Here is a 19681-nt window from a genome sequence, read left to right as displayed (position 1 = left end):
TGTAACAGAATGTAAAATCTACAAGACCTTTGTGTTCGCGAAGCGTGTCCGAAGGACTTATGCTTCATTCCACTTCGTTACATTCGCAATGACATACATTGAAATTTTCACGCTGACTTACTTACTGGCTCTAAATCTAATTTCATAAATTCCTAATAACCCAGCTGCTACTAGCAAAGGTAAAAAATAATAGACTCCTCGATAAGCCAGCATTGACCCTAAAATTGCTGCCGCCGAAATTTTAGATGAGAGAATCAGCAAAATTACAGTTTCAAATACTCCCAAACCACCAGGGACATTACTAACAACACCTGCAAACATCGCTAGTAAGTAGATTCCCAAAAAGTCCAGATAGGACAAAGATATATTACCGGGAAGCAGAGGATAAAGAACTGCTGCTGCCAAAATCCAATCAAGACCAGAAATTGCTATTTGGACAAGGGATATCTTAAAAGTAGGAAATCGAAATTCTTGTCCCCGAATTATTAATGGTTGCTTAATAAAAATACTTCCTACCAAATAACCAGCAACCAATAGCAGAAAAATTATCCCAATGGGACGCACAGTGGCAAAAGGTAAATGTAGTTGAGTAGGAATTTTGAGGGGATTGATGAGGAATAAGCAACCTGCAACGGCAAACATCCCCAACCAAAAAGTAAAATTAGCGAAAGCAATTACTTGAGCGATCGCAACTGCTGACACTCCCCAACTGGAGTAAAATCGATAACGGATAGCACTACCAGTCAATAAGGCAAAACCGATAGTATTACTAAAGGCAGAGCTAATAAAGCTGGTTAAAGCAATCTTGTTCCAACTTAGGGAACGATTAATGTAACTAAAACCCAAAATATCGTACCCAATCATCACTAGATAGCCCAAGGCTGTCAGCCAAATTGCCCAGCTTAAGCGACTTTTGGGAATAGCAGTTAAAGAGTTGAGGATGTCACGATAATTATACTCTTGCAGTTCGTTAGCGATCGCCCACACGGAAAGCACCAGCAGCGACAAGCCGAACAGTGTACTGAAATTGAGTTGTAGCTTTTTAAGCATCGTGAATAAATTTATCCTAACTCTTGACTGTGCCAATTTTAGATTTTTTTTAGCTTATGCCTAGGCTGTTGACTCTTTGCCTTTTTATCAGTTAAAAAGTCATGCAAAATATATGTCATTGCGAGCAAAGCGTTGCAATCCCAGGCGATTGCTTCACTCCGCTCGCAATGACACAAAAATAGCATTAACTAAAAAACCTAAATTTCATCAAAGTTAACAGCCTAGTACCGCAGAGCGGAATTAAAAATTAAAAATTAAAAATTAAAAACGAATACAGCATGAGGGTTTCATTGATTTGGAATGGGTAGTTTATTTCCGCCGCACTGTACTAGTTTATGCCTCGTACCTAATGGGCAGAACAAATCAAAAATCGTCAATTTCACTTTTAACTTACAATAAGTCGTAAAGTTTCCATCCTGTTGACACAACATTGACAAATTACTTGCATAAACTTGATGTCTGCCAGCACCGACTGCCCAATGCCCTTTAAAATGAACTACAAACAATCAAAAATTCTTTTGCTAGTTTCAGTGTTAACTCTAGTTGGCTGTAATTTATCCCAAAATGTCGTAGCAAACCCACCCCAACAACAGGATTTACCAACAACCCCTTCCCTACCTCCAACCCAGTCTAATACTGTTGACTCACCTACTCACCTAACCTACAAAATTGAAACCTACGAGAGTAAAGCAATGGGTGCAAGTCGCACTTATGGCGTTTCTTTACCCCCTAGCTATGAGCAACACCCAAAACAAAGCTATCCTGTAATCTTTCTGCTTCACGGCGGACATGGTACACCCAATGATTGGTTTATTCAGGGCAAGGGACAAGCTCTCAAGACTGTGGAACAACTTTATGCTACAGGTAAGTTACCACCTAGTATCATTATCACACCAGATGGCAATGATAAACGTGGCTCTAGTCCTTACTGGGATCCTCAATATATTGATGGCCCTAATGGTAAAGTCTCCACAGCCGTGGGTAATGAGTTAGTAAAAGTTGTCCAAAGCCGTTATCGGACACTGGCAAATCCAGATTTTTGGGCTATGGGTGGTTTATCTTCTGGTGGTTGGGGGGCAATGAATGTGGGATTACATAACTTAAGTCATTTCTCAATTTTATTTAGTCATAGTGGTTATTTTTATGATAAAAGTGGCCCGATAAATAGCCCAATAACTTATATCAAAAGCATTCCCACACCAGCTAAAAAAAGGTTGCGAATCTACCTAGATTCTGGGACATCAGATATTGAAGAAATCGACGCAGCCAAAAACTTTTCTAAAGTACTAAATAATCTCAAAGTTTATAGTTCGTTTCGTCAGTTTCCTGGTAGTCATACTTGGCAATACTGGCGGGAACATTTAGCTGATTCTTTGACGTTTGTAGGCGAACAATTTAAATCTGCTGAAATAGCACATAAACACACATCTACTAATTTAGGGATTAATAATAAAAATACTCAAAATTATTAGCAATTACCAGTAGAGATAATTCTATTTTGCTAAACATTGATATTTAAACATCAATGCGGAAAACTCTGCTGCCATTTTTCAGCAGATTAACTATAGTAAGTTCTAATGGAGGTGATTTTTTTTCAACCCTAAATAAATATGAAGATTTCTAAATTTTTAATTAGTTTGGTCGGTGCGATCGCACTCCTCACTACTGCTGGTTATTATTATGTATTCATCTTAGGCGCTCCCCAACTAGACCCACCCAAAAAAAAGGCAGATACTGGGCTAAAACTTCAATTAGCCACCTTCAACTCCCAAGCGATGGGTACAGTCCGCAACTACGGTGTGATTTTGCCGCCTAATTATTATAAAAATAAGCAAAAGCGCTATCCTGTAATCTTCTTACTACACGGTGGTCATGATGATGCCCGCGCTTATGCTGATAAATATGCAGTCCTAGACATACTGCATGAACTTTATCAAAGTGGAAAATTACCACCATCGATTGTGATTACACCTGATGGTAATGATAATCGCGGTTCCAGTCCTTTATACGACCCCGATTACTTTGATGGGCCCAATGGCAAAATAGGGACTTTGATTGGCTCAGAATTAGTGCAAGTTGTCAAGTCACGCTATCGCACTTTAGAAGAACCCCAGTTTTGGGCGCTGGGAGGTCTGTCTTCTGGGGGATGGGGAGCATTTAATATTGGGTTACGCTATCTAAACAACTTCCACATTCTCTTTAGCCATAGCGGTTACTTTACCGATAATAGCGGTTCACAAAATAGTCCCCAACAAATCGTGCAACAGCTACCACCTGAAGATAGAAAGCAATTGCGTGTTTACCTGGATGCAGGTCTGAACGACACTAATTTGCTTGCTTCTACCAAAGCCTTCAACGAAACCTTAAATAAATTAGGCATTGCTCACGTCTTTTATGCCTTTCCAGGCGGTCATGGTTTGTCTGGTGCAAATGTAGGCTGGAACTACTTCCACAAGCATCTTAAAGATTCGCTTTCCTACGTAGGGGAACAATTTAAAAAGTTAGGAGTTAAAAGTTAGGGGTTAGGAGTTAAAATTTGAAAATTCAGGTTTTACTGCTCTTCTGTTGCTAATACCAATTAGCTAATGAAGTTGCATAAAACAATGGGCTTCAATCCCAAGTCTTACCAAGCCTGATATTGTGTAGTTTAATAAAAAATTGCTATGAGGCATTAAAATTAAGGTGTTATGGATAAAATTCAAAACATTAAAGTTTTTTTATGTATAAGGAACCTAACCGATAAAACTGGTTTATTTCTCAAAACAGAATTCAGGAGTTAGGAGATTATGACTCCTGAATTCTGATTTCTTCTTCAATATTTTTCACTCCTAAAAGACGCGATGAATCGCGTCTCTCCTAACTTCTAATTAATACTTTTAGACTAATGACTAATAATTTAAAAACTCAGATTGGACTTTGGAGTGTAGCTTTCCTTACAGGTTTAGTCGGAGTAGTAAATTTGTTGTCAGCAGTGACACCTACCCTGTATGGGCGAAATCACTGGTTGAAGGGATTTTTACCTTTTGAAATTCGTCTCAGCGGCCATATATTTGCAGCCCTAACTGGGTTTGTTTTACTTACACTTGCTACTAACTTATTACGGCGAAAAAGAATAGCCTGGTTACTAACCACTAGCTTGCTAGTGATTTCCATTTTCAGCCACTTGTTCAAGGGACTGGACTATGAAGAGAGTCTCCTCTCTGGAGTTTTGCTAGTGCAATTAGTCTTGATGCGCCATCTTTTCACAGCGCGATCAGACCGTCCTTCAATTGCACGGGGAGTTAGAGTGCTGATAGGTGCTTTACTATTTACTCTAGCATACGGAACTATTGGCTTTTATTTGTTAGACGGCAAATTTTCGGAAAATTTTAATTGGCGTGAAGCTATACTTCAGACTTTAGCGATGTTCTTCACAGAAGATAATTGGGGACTGCAACCCAAGACAAAATTTGGAGATTTCTTTGCTAATTCTATCTATATTATTGCGGCAGTTACTATTACTTATGCAATAATAATGCTATTGCAACCTGTGTTTTGGCGTAATCTAGCAACGCCAAATGAGCGAAAAAGAGCTAGAGAAATTGTCGAGCAATATGGATGTTCTTCTTTAGCAGCGATCGCACTCTTAAATGACAAGAGTTATTATTTTAGTCCTACTGGTAAGAGTGTAATTGCTTATGTTCCCAAAGGAAGGGGTGCGATCGCATTAGGAGATCCCATCGGCCCGATTGAAGACCGCAAGGAGACAATTATTGCTTTCCAGCAGTTTTGCCAGCGCAATGACTGGTATCCTGGTTTTTATCAAACTTTGCCCGATGATATTCCGCTTTACAAGTCATTGGGATTTAAGGTACTCAAGATTGGCGAAGAAGCGATCGTTGACTTGAAAAGTTTTACCTTACAAGGTAAAGCCGGTAAAAACTTTAGACCATCAATCAATCGTTTAACTAAGCTAGGATACCAAATCGAGTTTTACCAACCACCCATCACCAATGATTTATTGCACCTCCTCAAACCTGTGAGTGATGAATGGCTAAAGATGGTACAAGGTTCGGAAAAACAATTTTCTTTGGGTTGGTTTGACGAAGCTTATCTGCGAGAGTGCGAGATTGCTGTGGTGCATACTCCCGAAGGTAACATCAGCGCCTTTGCCAATATTCTTCGGGAGTACCAACTTAACGAAGCAACCATTGACATGATGCGACATCGTTCATCTCTAGAAAATGGGACGATGGACTTTCTATTTATTTCCCTGCTTCAGCATTTTAAAGAGTGTGGTTACGACAGCTTTAATTTCGGTCTTTCTGCACTGGCGGGAGTTGGAGACAACCCAGAAGCACGCCGATTAGAGAAAGTATTGCACTATCTTTACAGACATTTGAATCGCTTCTACAATTTCAAGGGACTGCACGCCTACAAAGAGAAGTTCCGTCCCTCTTGGGAACCACGTTATTTAGTTTATCCCAGTTTTGCTGCTTTACCAGATGTAGTTGTAGCATTGATTCGCGCTGATTCTGGCGATCGCCTTTTTGATTATTTCAAACCCGGAGCATGATGATTGCTGTACATACATAGCGGCGCATTTAGCGCGTACTGAGTCAAAAGACAACCAATTACACAATAAGTAGTAATGCAAAAATAAATATACATTTGTCATTGCGAATGGAGCAAAGCGGAATGAAGCAATCCCAAGACCTTGCGTTCGCGAAGCGTGTCCGAAGGACTTATGCTTTGCTACATTTCATTCCGCTCGTAATGACATAAATATTTTTGCATACACACCTATCATTGCGACTAAACACTTCAATGCAGGGGTAATGTCTACGACGGACTACCCCTGCACAACTTGGATTTATATAGTATAATTGTACTATAGAGGATGCAATGAGAATTATGACAACTATGAAAAATAATCAAATTTCTCTGCTAGAACTCATCCAAATTCTTGCAGAATATCGCCACAATATCATCGTCAATATCAACCATCTGCAAGAAAATTATCAAAGAACAGGTATCAAACGGGTTAAAGGTGTGAGAGATGAAAATGGGGAACTCCTACAACCTTGGTTACGAACAGAATATATAGATAATGCTGAGTATGTTGATATGGGCAAGTTTCAGTTTAACCGCAATACTGCTACTATCAATATGCTGATTAAACGGAAAGTCAAGCTTGCCAAATCTGAAGACAAAACCCCCACTCTTGAGGTAGCAGGTTTGCTGGTAAATAACCTCAATACTTTTAATAATTACACGATTGTAAGTGACGGTAAGATCAACATAAAATCCTTACAAGTCAAAATTAGTAGGAAAAAAGCTTTTGACTTGCTTAAGCAAAAAGGCGTGTTAGATGCAGACTATTTTGACTTCGATACTGAATATTCCATCCAGCTAGATAACTTGCCACTTGTTGCTTCTGATAGTCGTTTTAGTAGTATTGATGGACTGTTCAATCAACTCGCAGAACTTAAAGTGCTTGCTAGTATTATTTCTGCTCACTTGAAAAAGGAATCAGATATATTTATAGCACCACAGTTAGATGAGTTTAAAAAGCACTATCTTTCCAAGAATACTTACATCAACTTTCCTACTACTAACGAATATACAGATATCCATGAAGCTCTTGCTAATGGTACTCTTGACTCAAGATTGAGCTATAAAATCGACATTGGTAGTCAAAATATTCTGAACTTGAGTAAGTTACCTTCTGCTAACAAGTTTTTGAATAGAATGTATCGTCTTTGTGACAAGAACACTGGAAAAATTATCATTAAGCCTAGTTTTGAGATGGTATTTAACAATAATCTGGCTGTAAGGCACAGATTACTCTCATCACGCACCAAGATTACAAAAGTTGATGAGTTGATGAAACCAATTTTTGATGATTTTCTTGGGCTTGAGCAAAATGGTATAGTTGTAGATATTCTGAAGAAAGTTGGTGCTGATAGTTTGGCGCAGTTATTTCAGGATAAACAAACCGGTAAGCAAATCAGCAAAGAGGAAATGGTTGTAGCTTTGACAGCCGCGAATACCCAGCTAGAACAACATATAGAGAATATCTATCAAGATCGGATATCTCCTTTGGTATTCTACATTGGTTGTATTGGACTATTGCCATATCAAATAGAAGCAAAAGCCATGACTGCTGAGGAAGCTGCTGCTAAATATCCAAATTTGCAATTTTCTAAAAATGAGCAAGAAGGTACTTTTTTTGCAGTCGGTGATAATATTATCAGCATCTATGCAAAAATTGAATACTACAGCAAACTTATTTCTGTATGTGTAGACAATTAGATTGTATCAGGACTTACGTAAAAAGAAGTAGCGGTAATTCATGAATTACCGCTACGACAAATCAGGTTCTTGAGACGATTTTGGGTAAGTCCTATGTAGATATAGCAATCCGATTTGATTTGTGAGAGTTGCAACTCACAGATTCCAGAATTATTTGAGAGGTTGCGTATCTGGATTAATTGCAAAAAAGTTGGGTGCAGCCAAGTTTTTATCGAAATAGAATTAAGGAGTCAGAATTAATTCTGACTCCTGATTGAAAAAGCGATGTTCTGGTTAAAAATGCTGAGTGCAGAACTTAGAGTAAAGCACTCAGATTCTCCACTCATTCTCAGCACTCAGCACTAAATAAGGTCAATTGCCAAGCACGGTAATTTAATTAGTGCGTGGCTGTGCTGGAGCAATCGGTTGTGTTGGAAATGGGATAGTGTCGTTACTTGGATTTGATCCCGCAGGAATTATCGTTGACGGTGCAGACGAAGATGAAGCGCCAACAATACTATCACTAGCACTGATACAAGTATCTAACGCCTGGGTAGTGGGAAGGTCTATTTGACTACGCAAGCCAACTACACACTGACCAAAGCGCACCGGTAACAAACTACGTCCACAGTAATCTAAAACTGCCGGATTAGCTTCTTCCTTAGTACTTAAGCTAACACCAACTACACAGGTAGCTAACTCTTCAGGACGGCGCGCCTTCCCACAAGTATAAAGTGCATCTGTCGCAGCAATTTGGGTCTTATTTTTGATGCTAACCACACAAGCAGCCAAATCCTTTGGACGCAGTGCTGCTGCACAACCAAGTGAAGCTGCTTCTGCCGTTACACCCACTTTTAGGAGGCGACCCGCACAGACACTATAATCATTGCTGTAGGAAGCAGCGATCGCTGGATTGGGTAAGATCGTTGTCAACCATCCAGCTATAGCCAAAACTGGTACTACTAAACTTCTGGAGGTGGAACTGGCTTGTTTGTTCTTACCTCTATTAACCGCTTTATTGCTCATTAACATTGCCATTCTCCAAACACCCAAAGTTATGCTAACTCAAATATTTAAAAAATCCTCTGCAATTACAGAATTTCAGCACGAGCAAGGTATAGACATAATTAATTATGCCGGAAAATGTGTTAATATAACTGTTTGAAAGATAAGTAGGCAACGCAAAAAGTATTTCAGAGTAAGAATACTGCGTAAACCAATCTGATGATTGAGTAGCCTACGAAACTAAATAAACACAAAAAACTTATTGGCACGAGTACGGCGTGACAGGTCGGAATTCAGGCTTGGAAGCTAGTGTGTTGGCTCTATCGGCTTAAAGCAACTGGCGAAAAATTTGATGCCTCTATTTTGGTAGGATACGTCATACCAAAGCAAGTAGCCTCAAAAAACCAAGAATCCCCTAATTTTTGGATCGGGGGAATGTCAAAATGGAACGTTTGGGTAAAGTTTAAACAGGATTAGATTAAGGAAACTCATGTCCCGATATAGAGGGCCCCGCCTCAGAATTGTCCGTCGCTTAGGCGACCTCCCAGGATTGACTCGTAAAAGCGCCAGACGCGCTTACCCACCTGGTCAGCATGGTCAGAACCGTAAAAAACGCTCTGAATATGCCATCCGTTTAGAAGAAAAGCAAAAGCTGCGCTTCAACTACGGTTTGACTGAAAAACAATTGCTCCGCTATGTGCGGAAAGCTAGACGTGTTACCGGTTCTACCGGACAAGTGCTGTTGCAATTGCTAGAAATGCGGTTGGATAATACCGTTTTCCGCTTGGGTATAGCCCCGACTATCCCCGCAGCGCGTCAACTGGTAAACCACGGTCACGTAACTGTTAACGGTCGTGTGGTGAATATTGCCAGCTATCAATGCCGTCCTGGTGAAACAATTGCAGTCAGAGATCGGGCACAATCACGGAAGTTGGTGGAAGCTAACTTGCAATATCCCGGTTTGGCCAACCTCCCCAGTCATTTGGAGTTTGACAAAAATAAGTTGGTTGGTAAAGTCAACAGCGTTATTGAACGCGAATGGGTGGCACTACAAGTTAATGAACTACTTGTGGTGGAATACTACTCACGACAAGCGTAAGGAGTTAGGAGTTATGAGTTATGAGTTGAAAGACGATAATTCCTAACTCCTCACTTTTAACTCATAACTATTTTCACCCGCCAATTTGTGACATGGTGCGGCTATATGTACCCGTAACGCCAGAATCGCGCCCTTTAAAGTTAATTTCTGGCTTTATTTGCAGTAAATGCCTGACTTGCTCTTGTAATTGAGTGGTGCTAACACCAGAACGCAGAGCAGTTTTTAAATCTATTTGACCAGTTTCATTTAATAAACAGGGACGCAGCCAGCCATCTGCACTTAGGCGCATCCGGTTACAACGATCGCAAAAACATTCTGACATTTGACTAATAAATCCTAGTGTCCCCTTCGCACCAGGAATTTGAAAGACATCAGCAGGGCCAGCACCACGAACTTGTGATTCTGTCAAGCCCCAGCGATCGCGAATCCGTTCTCGTAAATTGGCTGAAGAAACCCAACCGCGATCGCCAAATAAATGTACATTACCAATGGGCATAAATTCGATAAATCGAACGTGCCACTGTTTATCAATTGTCAGGGCAGCTAAATCTAGAATTTCGTGGTCATTAACGCCAGGAATCACCACCACATTAAGTTTCAAAGGGTCGAATCCGACGTGATGGGCAGCTTGAATCCCCTGCCAAACTTGTTGCCAACGAGAACGTCCCTGATTACCAATAATTTGATCGAAAATATCGGGATCGAGAGAATCCAGACTAATATTAATTCTTCGCAGACCTGCATTGTAGAGGTTTTGTGCCATCGGAGCCAGCAAAAACCCGTTGGTAGTCATTGAGAGGTCTTGAGTTTGGGGTAAAGTTGCGATCGCGCTGACCAAATCCACCACCCGCGGACGTAATAATGGTTCACCGCCAGTCAAACGAAATCGGGTAAAGCCTACTGGAATAAATACTTCTTGAATTAAGCTGAGTAGTTCCTCATCAGTCAATAACTGTTGCTTGAGAATATAATCCAGTTCTACTCCCTCTGGCATACAGTATTGACAACGAAAGTTGCAGCGATCGATTAAGCTAATGCGGAGGTAGTCTACCTGGTTCATCGTTTTATTTTTATTCTCTCTAATTAATTAAAGACTTCCCAGAATTTTAGATTTTAAATTAGGGATTTTGGATTCAATAATTCACAACCAAAAATTTAAAAAGGTTTCAGAGTAAGGGAATTTGAACGCAAAAACCAATCTAAAATTCTTGCTCGAAAGCCAATGCATTAATGCCACATAGCTTAATGCAAAATCTAAAATCCCAAATTGAGTCACAGAGGCGGTTTACCCCTCCTACTATATTTGTTGTAACTCAAAATACCGTACTCTCCCTTAAGTGAGAGTCCGCAGATTGTGGCATAATAAGCCGATCGCATCCACCTAGTTAGTCTCAATCGTGCAAGACACCGACTCCATCAACGACCTTGCTGCTGCTTTACAGCAGCCAGCCGATATCAGCTTTGAACTGCCCGATCCAGAAGATGAACAGATTCTAGAGTCAGATTTTCAACAGCAGCTAGAAATAGCTTGGCAGGTGTGCGATCGCTTTGATTTGCAAACCGAAATCTGGCGGGGGCGAATTTTACGCGCGATCCGCGACAGAGAAAAAGTCGGCGGTGACGGGCGCGGTACTGGCTTTCTGCGATGGCTAAAAGAGCGGGAAATCAGTAAAAGTCAAGCTTATGCCTGGATTCAACTGGCTAATAGTGCCGATACTCTAATTGAAGACGGTAAACTCGATCCCGGTTCTGTGAATAACTTCAGTAAACGGGCCTTTGTTGAAACCTCCAAAGCATCGCCAGAAGTGCAACAGATGGTGAGTGAAGCTGCCCAAAAAGGCGATCGCATCACCAGGCGCGAAGTGCGTCAACTCAGCGATGAATGGACAGCTATGTCCTCGGATTTATTACCCGAATCAGTCAAGGAAAAAGCCGCAGATAATACCCTTCCCCCGCGCTACATTGCCCCACTGGTGAAGGAAATGGAAAAACTGCCAGAATCGCATCAAAAATTTATCCAGAAGGAAATTGCTGCCAATCCTGATGTAGATACCCTGAAACAGGTAACTACCGAAGCGCGTAACTTGGCCAAATATCTCAAAGGGGCGGCTCAAGTTCAGGCGCTAACGCAGGAAAATATTGATATTGAAACAGCCTTAGAAGAGGCGCAAAGAGTCGGCTGTTTGAGCATAGCTGCTGATTTGGTCAATCAAGCATCTCAGATTGAACAAACGATCGCTAAACTCTACATGACTTGGAAACGGATTGGTAATTTGGCGGATCGATTATATGTAGATACTGGCGCAAGTACACCCAACTTGCGATCGCTCCTCACTTGCTTAGAACCTCTAGGTGGTGAAATTATGGAATTGCAACTTAGTGGTGCGACTGAACACACTGTTCGTTTGCAAATTCAGGAGACAAGTTAGGGAATTAGGAGTTAAAAGGGCGGTTAGCAACCGCGTTTACACAGACAAAAACCACCTCCGTGGGTTTCAAAAACCCAATTTTTTCTTAGTCCGCGTTCGCGTAGCGTTCCGTAGGAAAGGCGAACTTTGTTTGTATAGCCGCGTTGCCCAAGCCGCGCACCGGAGGCATCATTCTATTGCCCTGGTTGCTCTACTCATCCGTAGGAAAACTGCCATATCTCAAATTCTAATGAGCAGCGCATGATGTCGCGGTGAGTGACAAATTATGAGGCGACGCAGTGGGTACTTGAGCAACCAGAACCACGTTCCCGTTAGCATCAATTACCCATCCTTGGGCTTCGACAATTTGAGTAGGTTCATTGACAGAATTAACCTTCTGTGATTTTTCTTCTATATTTTGCTGCGCCTGAGCAACTACTCTTTTCTGAATACCGTTAGCATGATTTTTACTCTCTGGCTCTAATGCGATCCAATCTGCCAGCACTGCATCATCAGCTATCAATGGCTGCGTGGGATCGGCCATTAGTCCACCACGTCCAGTAGCAATAAATGAACTCCTGGCTATTTTTCCACCAGAACCACAACCAGCAGCAATTTGCTGGGAAGCATCAACCGGATTTACGGGCAATTCCACTAATCTTTTACTGGGGTCAGCATCTGGTGAGTTGATTTGGACAGTGCCATTTAATGAAGGGTTTTGCTGAGAAAATGCGGTGATGTCACTTGTTGGCAGGTTATTCGGGTTAACTTCTTTTGGGTCAAGTCTCTCTACGTCTGCACGGGTGCGGGGCACAAAACCAAAGATGCTCTTAGCGGTGATTGTGATTTTACCACCAGAGCCAAAGAAGCCGTTGGCGGTGATATCGTTATTTCCGAAGGGAGTAGCCACAAGGAAGCCATTAGGTGCTTTGATAGTGATATTGCCGCCATCTCCGTCACCCCTGGCGTTAGTGGATATTTTACTGTTGCGACGCATCAGTAATAAATCCTGCACCTGTAAGGCAATATTCCCGCCCTTTCCTGACTCACTATTAGATGTAAGTGTTCCTTGATCCATAAGTATGGAATGAGTGGTTATATTGAGTTCACCTGCTTTCCCTAAATTGGTTACACCCGGTTGATAATTGATATCCTTTTGAGCTTCACTGCTCACATTTATTGCAGCCCCATTGCGAATAATCAATAACCCAGTTGTGATATCTAAATTTCCAGCAGATCCAGAACCAGTAGTTGAAGCAGATAAGTTACTGAGCTTAGTACCATTTGGTGAAGCTCCAGTTAATTCTATGGACTTGGAGGCGTTCACAGTCAAATTCCCTCCATTTCCTGTAGCGGGTTTAAATTGATATTGGTTATCAGCAAATATAACTTGTCCGTCAGACTTTGTTGACACCTGTGCCCCTCCCTGGATACTTAACCTCTGAGTATTAATCGTGATGTTACCAGCATTTCCCACATCATAAGTTGCGCTAAACAATCCGCTAGGTATAAAAATACCATTTGGGAAAAAAGAGGAGGGTGGAAAGTCGGAACCACCGATTAGTTCTACAGAATCTGAGGCGTTCACAGTCAATTGTCCCAACGAATTAGAGAGAGAAGTATCAAGTAACACTTGTGCTCCCTTGCTGAGAATCAACTTGCTAGTGTTGATCGTTAAGTTTCCAGCACCTCCTGTACGATCGCTCCCAACCTTCAAAGGAATACCACCGATTAACTCTACAGTATCGGAGGCATTAACGGTCAAATTTGCTGCTAGTTGCTTGCTTAGGCTATTAGCCAAAATCTGTGAAGAACCAGTTATGAGTACGCGTCTACCTTGTACCAGGATATTACCTCCACCTTCGCCACCGACATCTACATAAGAAGGAATTTCAGTTCGCGAAATTAGTTGGATGTCCTGAAAATTCTTGACATTTTCGTATCCCAAGTCCCAACCTTGGTCTGTTTGGTTCATTTTAACTAGACTATTAACAGCAACACTTCCTAGCTCTATTTGTCCTCCCTTTGCTGTTAAATCTCCTCCCTCCAGCACAACATTGCCACCGACAAGTGCCAAGGTTTTACCTGACAGTACCTGTAGACCAACAGGCGCTTGTAGGTTATTGATTGCGCCACCTGGACTTGCTTGGGATTGATTGCGGATGGTTTCTGATGTAGCTCCAAATTGTAAGCCAATGGGAACACTGACTGTCAGAAGGGTTGTAGTTTGGGGATCTGTAGCGCTAAATTTAGTACCATCTGCAAAGTTCAGACTACTCGCCGTACTTGCCACAAATGAACCACCAATGTTTAAAGAAGCATTGGGGCCAAAAATAATCCCGTTGGGATTAATTAGAAAGAGGTTGGCTGTACCATTAGCTTTAAGTGTGCCATTAATATTAGAAATGGACTTGCCCGTTACGCGAGTGATGATATTTTCAATATTTACTGCATTATTAAAGTAGGCTGTATTGCCAGTGAGAACAGAAAACTGTTCAAAACTATGGAACAAGTTTTTACCGTGAATTGCCCCACCATCGATCTGAATAGTCTGTTGACCATTACTCAGTTTGCCTGTAACGATTGAATTGTTACTACCGAGAGTTTGATCCTCTTTAATCTGCGCCAAGGCACAATACTCAGATAAGGTGAATGTTCCAGTAATTGCTAAAAAACTTATTAGACTTAACTGCCAGCACCAAACCTTGCTCTTTAGAGTCATAACAAAATTTGCACCTTATAAAGAATGGTTAAGTAGTGAAATACTGACTGATTTAAAGTATCGACCAATTGTTATTTAGTAGTACAAATTTTGAAAATAGCAAAGAATCAAGCAAGAGTTTCACGTTAAAGCTTTACAATTCTGTTAGTAGTTTTTCAAGGTTAAATTGATGATGAAAAATTTTGGAGTAAGGACTTTAGTCCTTATTTTCTAATCACTGAAGTCCCTACTACAAAAAATCAAAATTAGTTTGACTAAGTACTAGCATTGTTTACCATTGTAAACTTGCTGATGAAAATTATTGCCTTGTTTATCTCACCAGTATCACTTGATGAGATTTTAGTTATATCTAAGCTACCCAGCAGCCACCAGGATAGCCAGGTACTGGACAAGGGTTATAAAAACCGCTTATAGTAACTGTTCTAAGGGTTGTGTTTGATTGTTGAATAATTGTTGACAAAGATTTATCTACTTGCTGATCATGATTAGCATCACTAACTTCGATTTGAGCTAAATCCAGTAGGCACTGAACCTTTAAAATGTTTTGTCCTGATAAGCCGTATTTTCCGAGTAATTCGCCAAAATTAGAGTTTTTCAGGATGTTATTCAATTCATTTTTAATATCGTCTTCTAATTGCTGTAATGTTTGGACATCTATAACTGTTGGCTGTACTGTTTGAGATTCCATGAATTTTCCTCTCTTTGCTGACTGATGGATGTGTGAGCTGATCTTGTAATCTACTAAACTAATGTGACTTCGATTAGTAGACCTTGGTAACAAAGGAATTAAGTATACAGATTCCAGAGGGGCACGAAAGCATTAGGTTTATAAAGCTCTTGTGAACTCCCATAATTAGGATTTCGGTTTGGCTAGTAATAATTACGCATTATGTAACAAAAGTTCATATATTTCTGCCGAATTTCATTAAAACATTGATGAATCTGGCTACTGACAGTTTTACGCGAATGATAGGCTGTACTGACAACTAAGTTTAATGGAAGGGGCGATCGCTTCTGTAAAAGTTAGAGTGAATTAGCGATCGCGCAATTCTAATTCTCAGCGCAAGATGTAGCAATGAGCGCAGAGTTATGAGGCGACGCAGTGGGTATTTGAGCAACCAAAACCACGTTACCATTTGCATCCACTACCCAGCCTTGAGCTTCGACAATTTGAGTAGGTTCATTGACAGAATTAACTTTCTGTGGTTCTTCTGTGTTTCTCTGCTTATAAACAATCACTCTGTTATCAATACCCTCAGCCCGATTCTGACTCTCTGGCTCCAATGTAATCCAATCTGCCAGCACTGCATCATCAGCTATCAATGGCTGCGTAGGATCGGCTGCTAGTCCGCCACGCCCAGTAGCAATAAATGAACTCCTGGCTATTTTTACACCAGAACTACAACCAGTAGCAATTTGCTGGGAAGCATCAACCAGATTTACGGGCAGTTCCACTAATCCTTGACTGGGGTTAACACTTAGTGAGTTGATTTGGACAGTGCCATTTAATGAAGGGTTTTGCTGAGAAAATGCGGTGATGTCACTTGTTTGCAGATTATTCGGGTTTATGTTCTTTGGGTCAAGTTTCTCTACATCTGCACGAGTGCGAGGCACAAATCCAAAAATGTTTTTAGTGGTGATTGTCACTTTACCACCAGAGTCAGAGAAGGAATTGGCAGTAATATCGTTATTTCCGAAGGGAGTCGCGACAAGAAAGCCATTAGGTGCATTGATGATAATATTACCGCCATCTCCACCAAGCCTTGTTGTACCTGCATTAGTGGTTATTTGACTTTCGTCGCGCATCAATAATAAATTCTGCACCTGTAAGGTAATATTCCCGCCTTTACCTGACTCACTATTAGATATGAGTTTTCCTTTATTGTCCAGAAGTATAGAGCGAGCGATTATATTTAAATCACCTGCTTTCCCTAAATTATTTGGATTTCCGATATAGATTACATTTTTTCGAGCTTGGCTGCTCACAGTTATTGCAGCCCCATCCTTGATAATCAATTGCCCTGTAGTTAGGGTCAAGTTTCCACCATCTCCAGGCCCTTGAGTTCCAGAAAACAAGCCACTGAGCCTTGAACCATTTGGTGAAGTTCCAATTAGTTCTACCGACTTGGAAGCATTCACTGTCAAATTTCCGGCATTTCCTGTCGCTGGTGTCAGTTGGTTAAGAATAAACCTATATATACCCTCAGAACTTGTTGATATTCTTGCCCCTCCTTCGATACGCAACTTTCCAGTATTAATTGTGATGTTGCCAGCGTTTTGATTGCCATAAGTTGCACTAAATAATCCACTGGATATTAAATCAGTACCATCTCGCAACACAGGAATGGAAGTGCCACCGATTAGTTCCACCGAATCTGAAGCGTTTATAGTCAATTGTCCCTGTAATTGTGCCCCACTTCTGACTACCAACTTTTTAGTATTGACATTTATATTTCCAGAGTTGGCATTGGAGAAACTTTGAGTAAAGAGTTGTGAATCTTGTTCAATTACTACCGAGTCTGAGGCGTTCAACGTCAAATCCCCTGCTGATTGCACTATCAAGGGATTAACAAGAATTAGTAAACTGCCGGCTACCCGCACAAGTCTCCCTTGCAGGTGGATATTGCTACCATTCTTTCCATGAGTATCTACAATAGATGGAATTTTATTTAACTGAATTAGTTCGACATTGTGAAAATTTTGAACACCATCATATCCCAAGACCCAACCTTGGTTTGTTGGGCTTAAACTGACTAGACTATTATCAGCAACGCTTCCTAATTCAACTCTTCCTCCCTTTGCGGTGATATTTCCGCCCTCTAGCGTGATATCACCACCTATAAGTGCCAGTGTTTTGCCTTGCTGCACTTCTAGACCAACACCTTGTCCTAAAATATTAACTGCGCCATCTGGACTTGCTTGGGATTGATTGCGGATGGGAGCCGCAGTTGCTCCAAATTGTAAACCAATGGGAACACTTAGTGTTAGTAGGGGTGTAGTTTGACCAGATGTAGCACTAAACTTTGTCTCATCAGCAAAGTTCAAACTACTCGCCGTACTTGCCACAAATGAACCGCCAATATTTAAAGAAGCATTGGGCCCAAAAACAATACCGTTAGGATTAATCAAAAACAGATTGGCTGTGCCGTTAGCTTTCAAAATGCCATTTATATTAGAAGTCGAATTGCCTGTTACTCGACTGATGATGTTTTGAATATTTATTGCATTGTTAAAGTGGGCTGTCCTTCCTGCAGAAACAGAAAACTGTTCAAAGCTGTGGAACAAGTTTGTACCACGAACTGCCCCGCCATCAATCTGGTCTATAGGCTGACCATCGATTAGCTTTGGTGTAATAATTGAACTTTCAGATCCAAGTGTGCTATCCTTTTGTATTTGGGCTAAGGCAAAACTATCAAAGAAAGTGAGAACTCCAGCAATTGTTAAAGTACTCACTATTCCTAACTCCCAGCACCAACTACTTTGGTATCGAGACATGACAAACTTGCACCCGGAAAATAAGAGTATATTGAAATACTGCTCTTTGCTAGTTAGGTATAGTGATACTTGAAATTATCTCTGTAGCCTAGCTAGTAAATGCAAAATTCCGCATTTTGATACTCCCTAGAATAAACTTTTTCCAGTCCCAAGACTAAATTATTTAGCAGTTACAACCCAAAGGACTACCAGTTGAAGGGCAAGGGATACACCATGATTTTTGCATTAGCACAATTGCTTCTGTTGGGGTTGCTGGCAATAATTCATTAGGTTGCTGTTTATTAACTGCATCACCAGATTTGATTTTATTTGGGTCGAGATTGCACTGCCACTGAACAATCAAAGCTCTATCATCTAATACTCCATACTTTTCAAGCACACTGTATAAGTCAGCGTTATGAACGCTTTCAAGAAGTTTCTGTTGAATCTCGTCTTGTAACTGCTGTAATGTTTCAGGGTTCATAACTGTTTCCATTTCCTACAGATGTCTACAATGTTGCTTCAGGTTGGCTAGTAAGAATTATGCCTAGTGTTATAAAATTTAATCTTTTACTGACCTAGTACCGCAGGGCGGAATTAAAAATTAAAAATTAAAAATTAAAAACGAATACAGCATAAGGGTTTCATTGATTTGGAATGGGTGGTTTATTTCCGCCGCACTGTACTAGCGCCTTCCCAAAATCTCTAGTTAGGACTGACACCTAATTTTTAATCCCCGTCGTGGCAATGCCCTGAATAAACTGACGTTGACCAATGAGAAATAATCCCATTACTGGAACTGTCGCTATTGTTACCGCCGCCATCATCAAAGGCCAATTATTGGTAAATTGCTCTTGAAACTCAGCCAACGCCAGTTGCACTGTTCTTAATTCGGGACGGGTTGTAAATACCAAAGGCTTAAACAAATCATTCCATTCGCCGATGAAGGTGAACAAAAATAGCGTTACCAAGGCTGGACGGGCTAAAGGTAACATTACCCGCCACAATATTTGTAATCTGTTCGCCCCGTCTATAGCTGCGGCTTCTTCTAACTCCACCGGAATTGTCTGGAAATACTGACGTAACAAAAAAATCCCAAAGCCGTTGACAGCAGTGGGTAAAATCAGCGCCCAGTATGTATTTATCAGGTGTCCCCACTTTAAAACCAAAAAGATGGGAATCACTAATAACTGAAAAGGAATCACCAAAGTTGCTAAAACAACCAACAGCAGTGCTTGCCGTCCGCGAAACTTCAGCCGTGCTAGGGCATAACCAGCCAAAGCAGACGTGACAATCTGAAACGCCGTCACAGCGATCGCTACCAAGGTAGAATTAGCAAACGCCAGCAAAAACTTTCCCTGTTGCCAGGCAATGCGGTAATTAGCTAAAGACCAGTTATTTTGGGACAAATTTTCTGGACTGGTAACTGTCGATGCAAAGGAGGTGAGAAAGACCACAAATAGAGGTAGTAAAACGATAAATGCCCCTAGCAGTAAGACTACTAGGCTCAAAAAATCGCCAGATTTCAGATTCGGGTTTAGTTTGGACATAACTTGAGCTGCAAAGCATTTGTTTCGCTAGGACTAGAGCATCGTCCCCAGCAACAGTTAATCTATAAATATAGTTACTTGTTAAGTTAAATTAAAGCAC

General features: G+C 40.9%; 14 protein-coding genes. 6 read left to right on the top strand and 8 right to left on the bottom strand.

Annotated elements, in window-relative coordinates:
• Positions 1–117 precede the first annotated feature (117 nt).
• Positions 118–1050, bottom strand: a complete 933-nt coding sequence (locus tag GTQ43_RS27545; RefSeq protein WP_265275853.1) for a lysylphosphatidylglycerol synthase domain-containing protein — start codon at positions 1048–1050, stop codon at positions 118–120.
• Positions 1051–1541: 491 nt separating this feature from the next.
• Here GTQ43_RS27545 and GTQ43_RS27540 point away from each other — a divergent pair, with 491 nt between their 5' ends.
• The 4 genes from GTQ43_RS27540 (at position 1542) to GTQ43_RS27525 (ending at position 7344) form a co-directional block, all read left to right on the top strand.
• Positions 1542–2522, top strand: a complete 981-nt coding sequence (locus GTQ43_RS27540) for an alpha/beta hydrolase (protein WP_265275852.1) — start codon at positions 1542–1544, stop codon at positions 2520–2522.
• A 138-nt stretch (positions 2523–2660) separates the two neighbouring features.
• Positions 2661–3569, top strand: coding sequence for an alpha/beta hydrolase (locus tag GTQ43_RS27535; protein WP_265275851.1), 909 nt, complete (start codon positions 2661–2663; stop codon positions 3567–3569).
• 365 nt (positions 3570–3934) lie between these two features.
• Positions 3935–5605, top strand: a complete 1671-nt coding sequence (locus tag GTQ43_RS27530) for a phosphatidylglycerol lysyltransferase domain-containing protein (RefSeq protein ID WP_265275850.1) — start codon at positions 3935–3937, stop codon at positions 5603–5605.
• Between the two features lie 338 nt (positions 5606–5943).
• On the top strand, positions 5944–7344 hold the full coding sequence (locus GTQ43_RS27525) for a hypothetical protein (protein WP_265275849.1): 1401 nt from the start codon (positions 5944–5946) through the stop codon (positions 7342–7344).
• Positions 7345–7716: 372 nt separating this feature from the next.
• On the opposite strand, the gene GTQ43_RS27520 is transcribed toward GTQ43_RS27525, so the two are convergent.
• Complete coding sequence (locus GTQ43_RS27520) at positions 7717–8355, bottom strand: hypothetical protein (RefSeq protein WP_265275848.1); 639 nt, start codon at positions 8353–8355, stop codon at positions 7717–7719.
• Between the two features lie 463 nt (positions 8356–8818).
• Between GTQ43_RS27520 and rpsD the strand changes: the two genes are divergently transcribed.
• Complete coding sequence (rpsD, locus tag GTQ43_RS27515) at positions 8819–9427, top strand: 30S ribosomal protein S4 (RefSeq protein ID WP_069071263.1); 609 nt, start codon at positions 8819–8821, stop codon at positions 9425–9427.
• 73 nt (positions 9428–9500) lie between these two features.
• Here rpsD and moaA read toward each other — a convergent pair whose 3' ends face one another.
• Complete coding sequence (gene moaA / locus GTQ43_RS27510; RefSeq protein WP_265275847.1) at positions 9501–10487, bottom strand: GTP 3',8-cyclase MoaA; 987 nt, start codon at positions 10485–10487, stop codon at positions 9501–9503.
• A 337-nt stretch (positions 10488–10824) separates the two neighbouring features.
• Here moaA and GTQ43_RS27505 point away from each other — a divergent pair, with 337 nt between their 5' ends.
• Positions 10825–11856, top strand: coding sequence for a hypothetical protein (locus tag GTQ43_RS27505; RefSeq protein WP_265275846.1), 1032 nt, complete (start codon positions 10825–10827; stop codon positions 11854–11856).
• A 226-nt stretch (positions 11857–12082) separates the two neighbouring features.
• On the opposite strand, the gene GTQ43_RS27500 is transcribed toward GTQ43_RS27505, so the two are convergent.
• From GTQ43_RS27500 to GTQ43_RS27480, 5 genes are all read right to left on the bottom strand, one after another.
• Positions 12083–14557 carry an S-layer family protein gene (locus tag GTQ43_RS27500; RefSeq protein WP_265275845.1) on the bottom strand — a complete coding sequence of 825 codons (2475 nt, stop codon included), beginning with the start codon at positions 14555–14557 and terminating at the stop codon, positions 12083–12085.
• Between the two features lie 349 nt (positions 14558–14906).
• Entirely contained in the window at positions 14907–15245 is a 339-nt protein-coding gene (locus tag GTQ43_RS27495; protein ID WP_265275844.1) for a hypothetical protein, read from the bottom strand.
• 362 nt (positions 15246–15607) lie between these two features.
• Positions 15608–18052: a filamentous hemagglutinin N-terminal domain-containing protein gene (locus GTQ43_RS27490; RefSeq protein WP_265275843.1), complete on the bottom strand. Its 2445-nt coding sequence runs from the start codon at positions 18050–18052 to the stop codon at positions 15608–15610.
• Positions 18053–18215: 163 nt separating this feature from the next.
• Positions 18216–18515, bottom strand: coding sequence for a hypothetical protein (locus tag GTQ43_RS27485; RefSeq protein ID WP_265275842.1), 300 nt, complete (start codon positions 18513–18515; stop codon positions 18216–18218).
• 238 nt (positions 18516–18753) lie between these two features.
• Positions 18754–19581, bottom strand: coding sequence for a carbohydrate ABC transporter permease (locus tag GTQ43_RS27480; RefSeq protein WP_265275841.1), 828 nt, complete (start codon positions 19579–19581; stop codon positions 18754–18756).
• Positions 19582–19681: the final 100 nt, after the last annotated feature.

It is taken from the genome of Nostoc sp. KVJ3 (genome assembly GCF_026127265.1).
In the GTDB taxonomy this organism is placed as follows: Bacteria; Cyanobacteriota; Cyanobacteriia; order Cyanobacteriales; family Nostocaceae; genus Nostoc.
The sequence above is the reverse complement of the archived record's forward strand: the minus strand, read 5'-3'. Positions and strand labels throughout refer to the sequence as shown.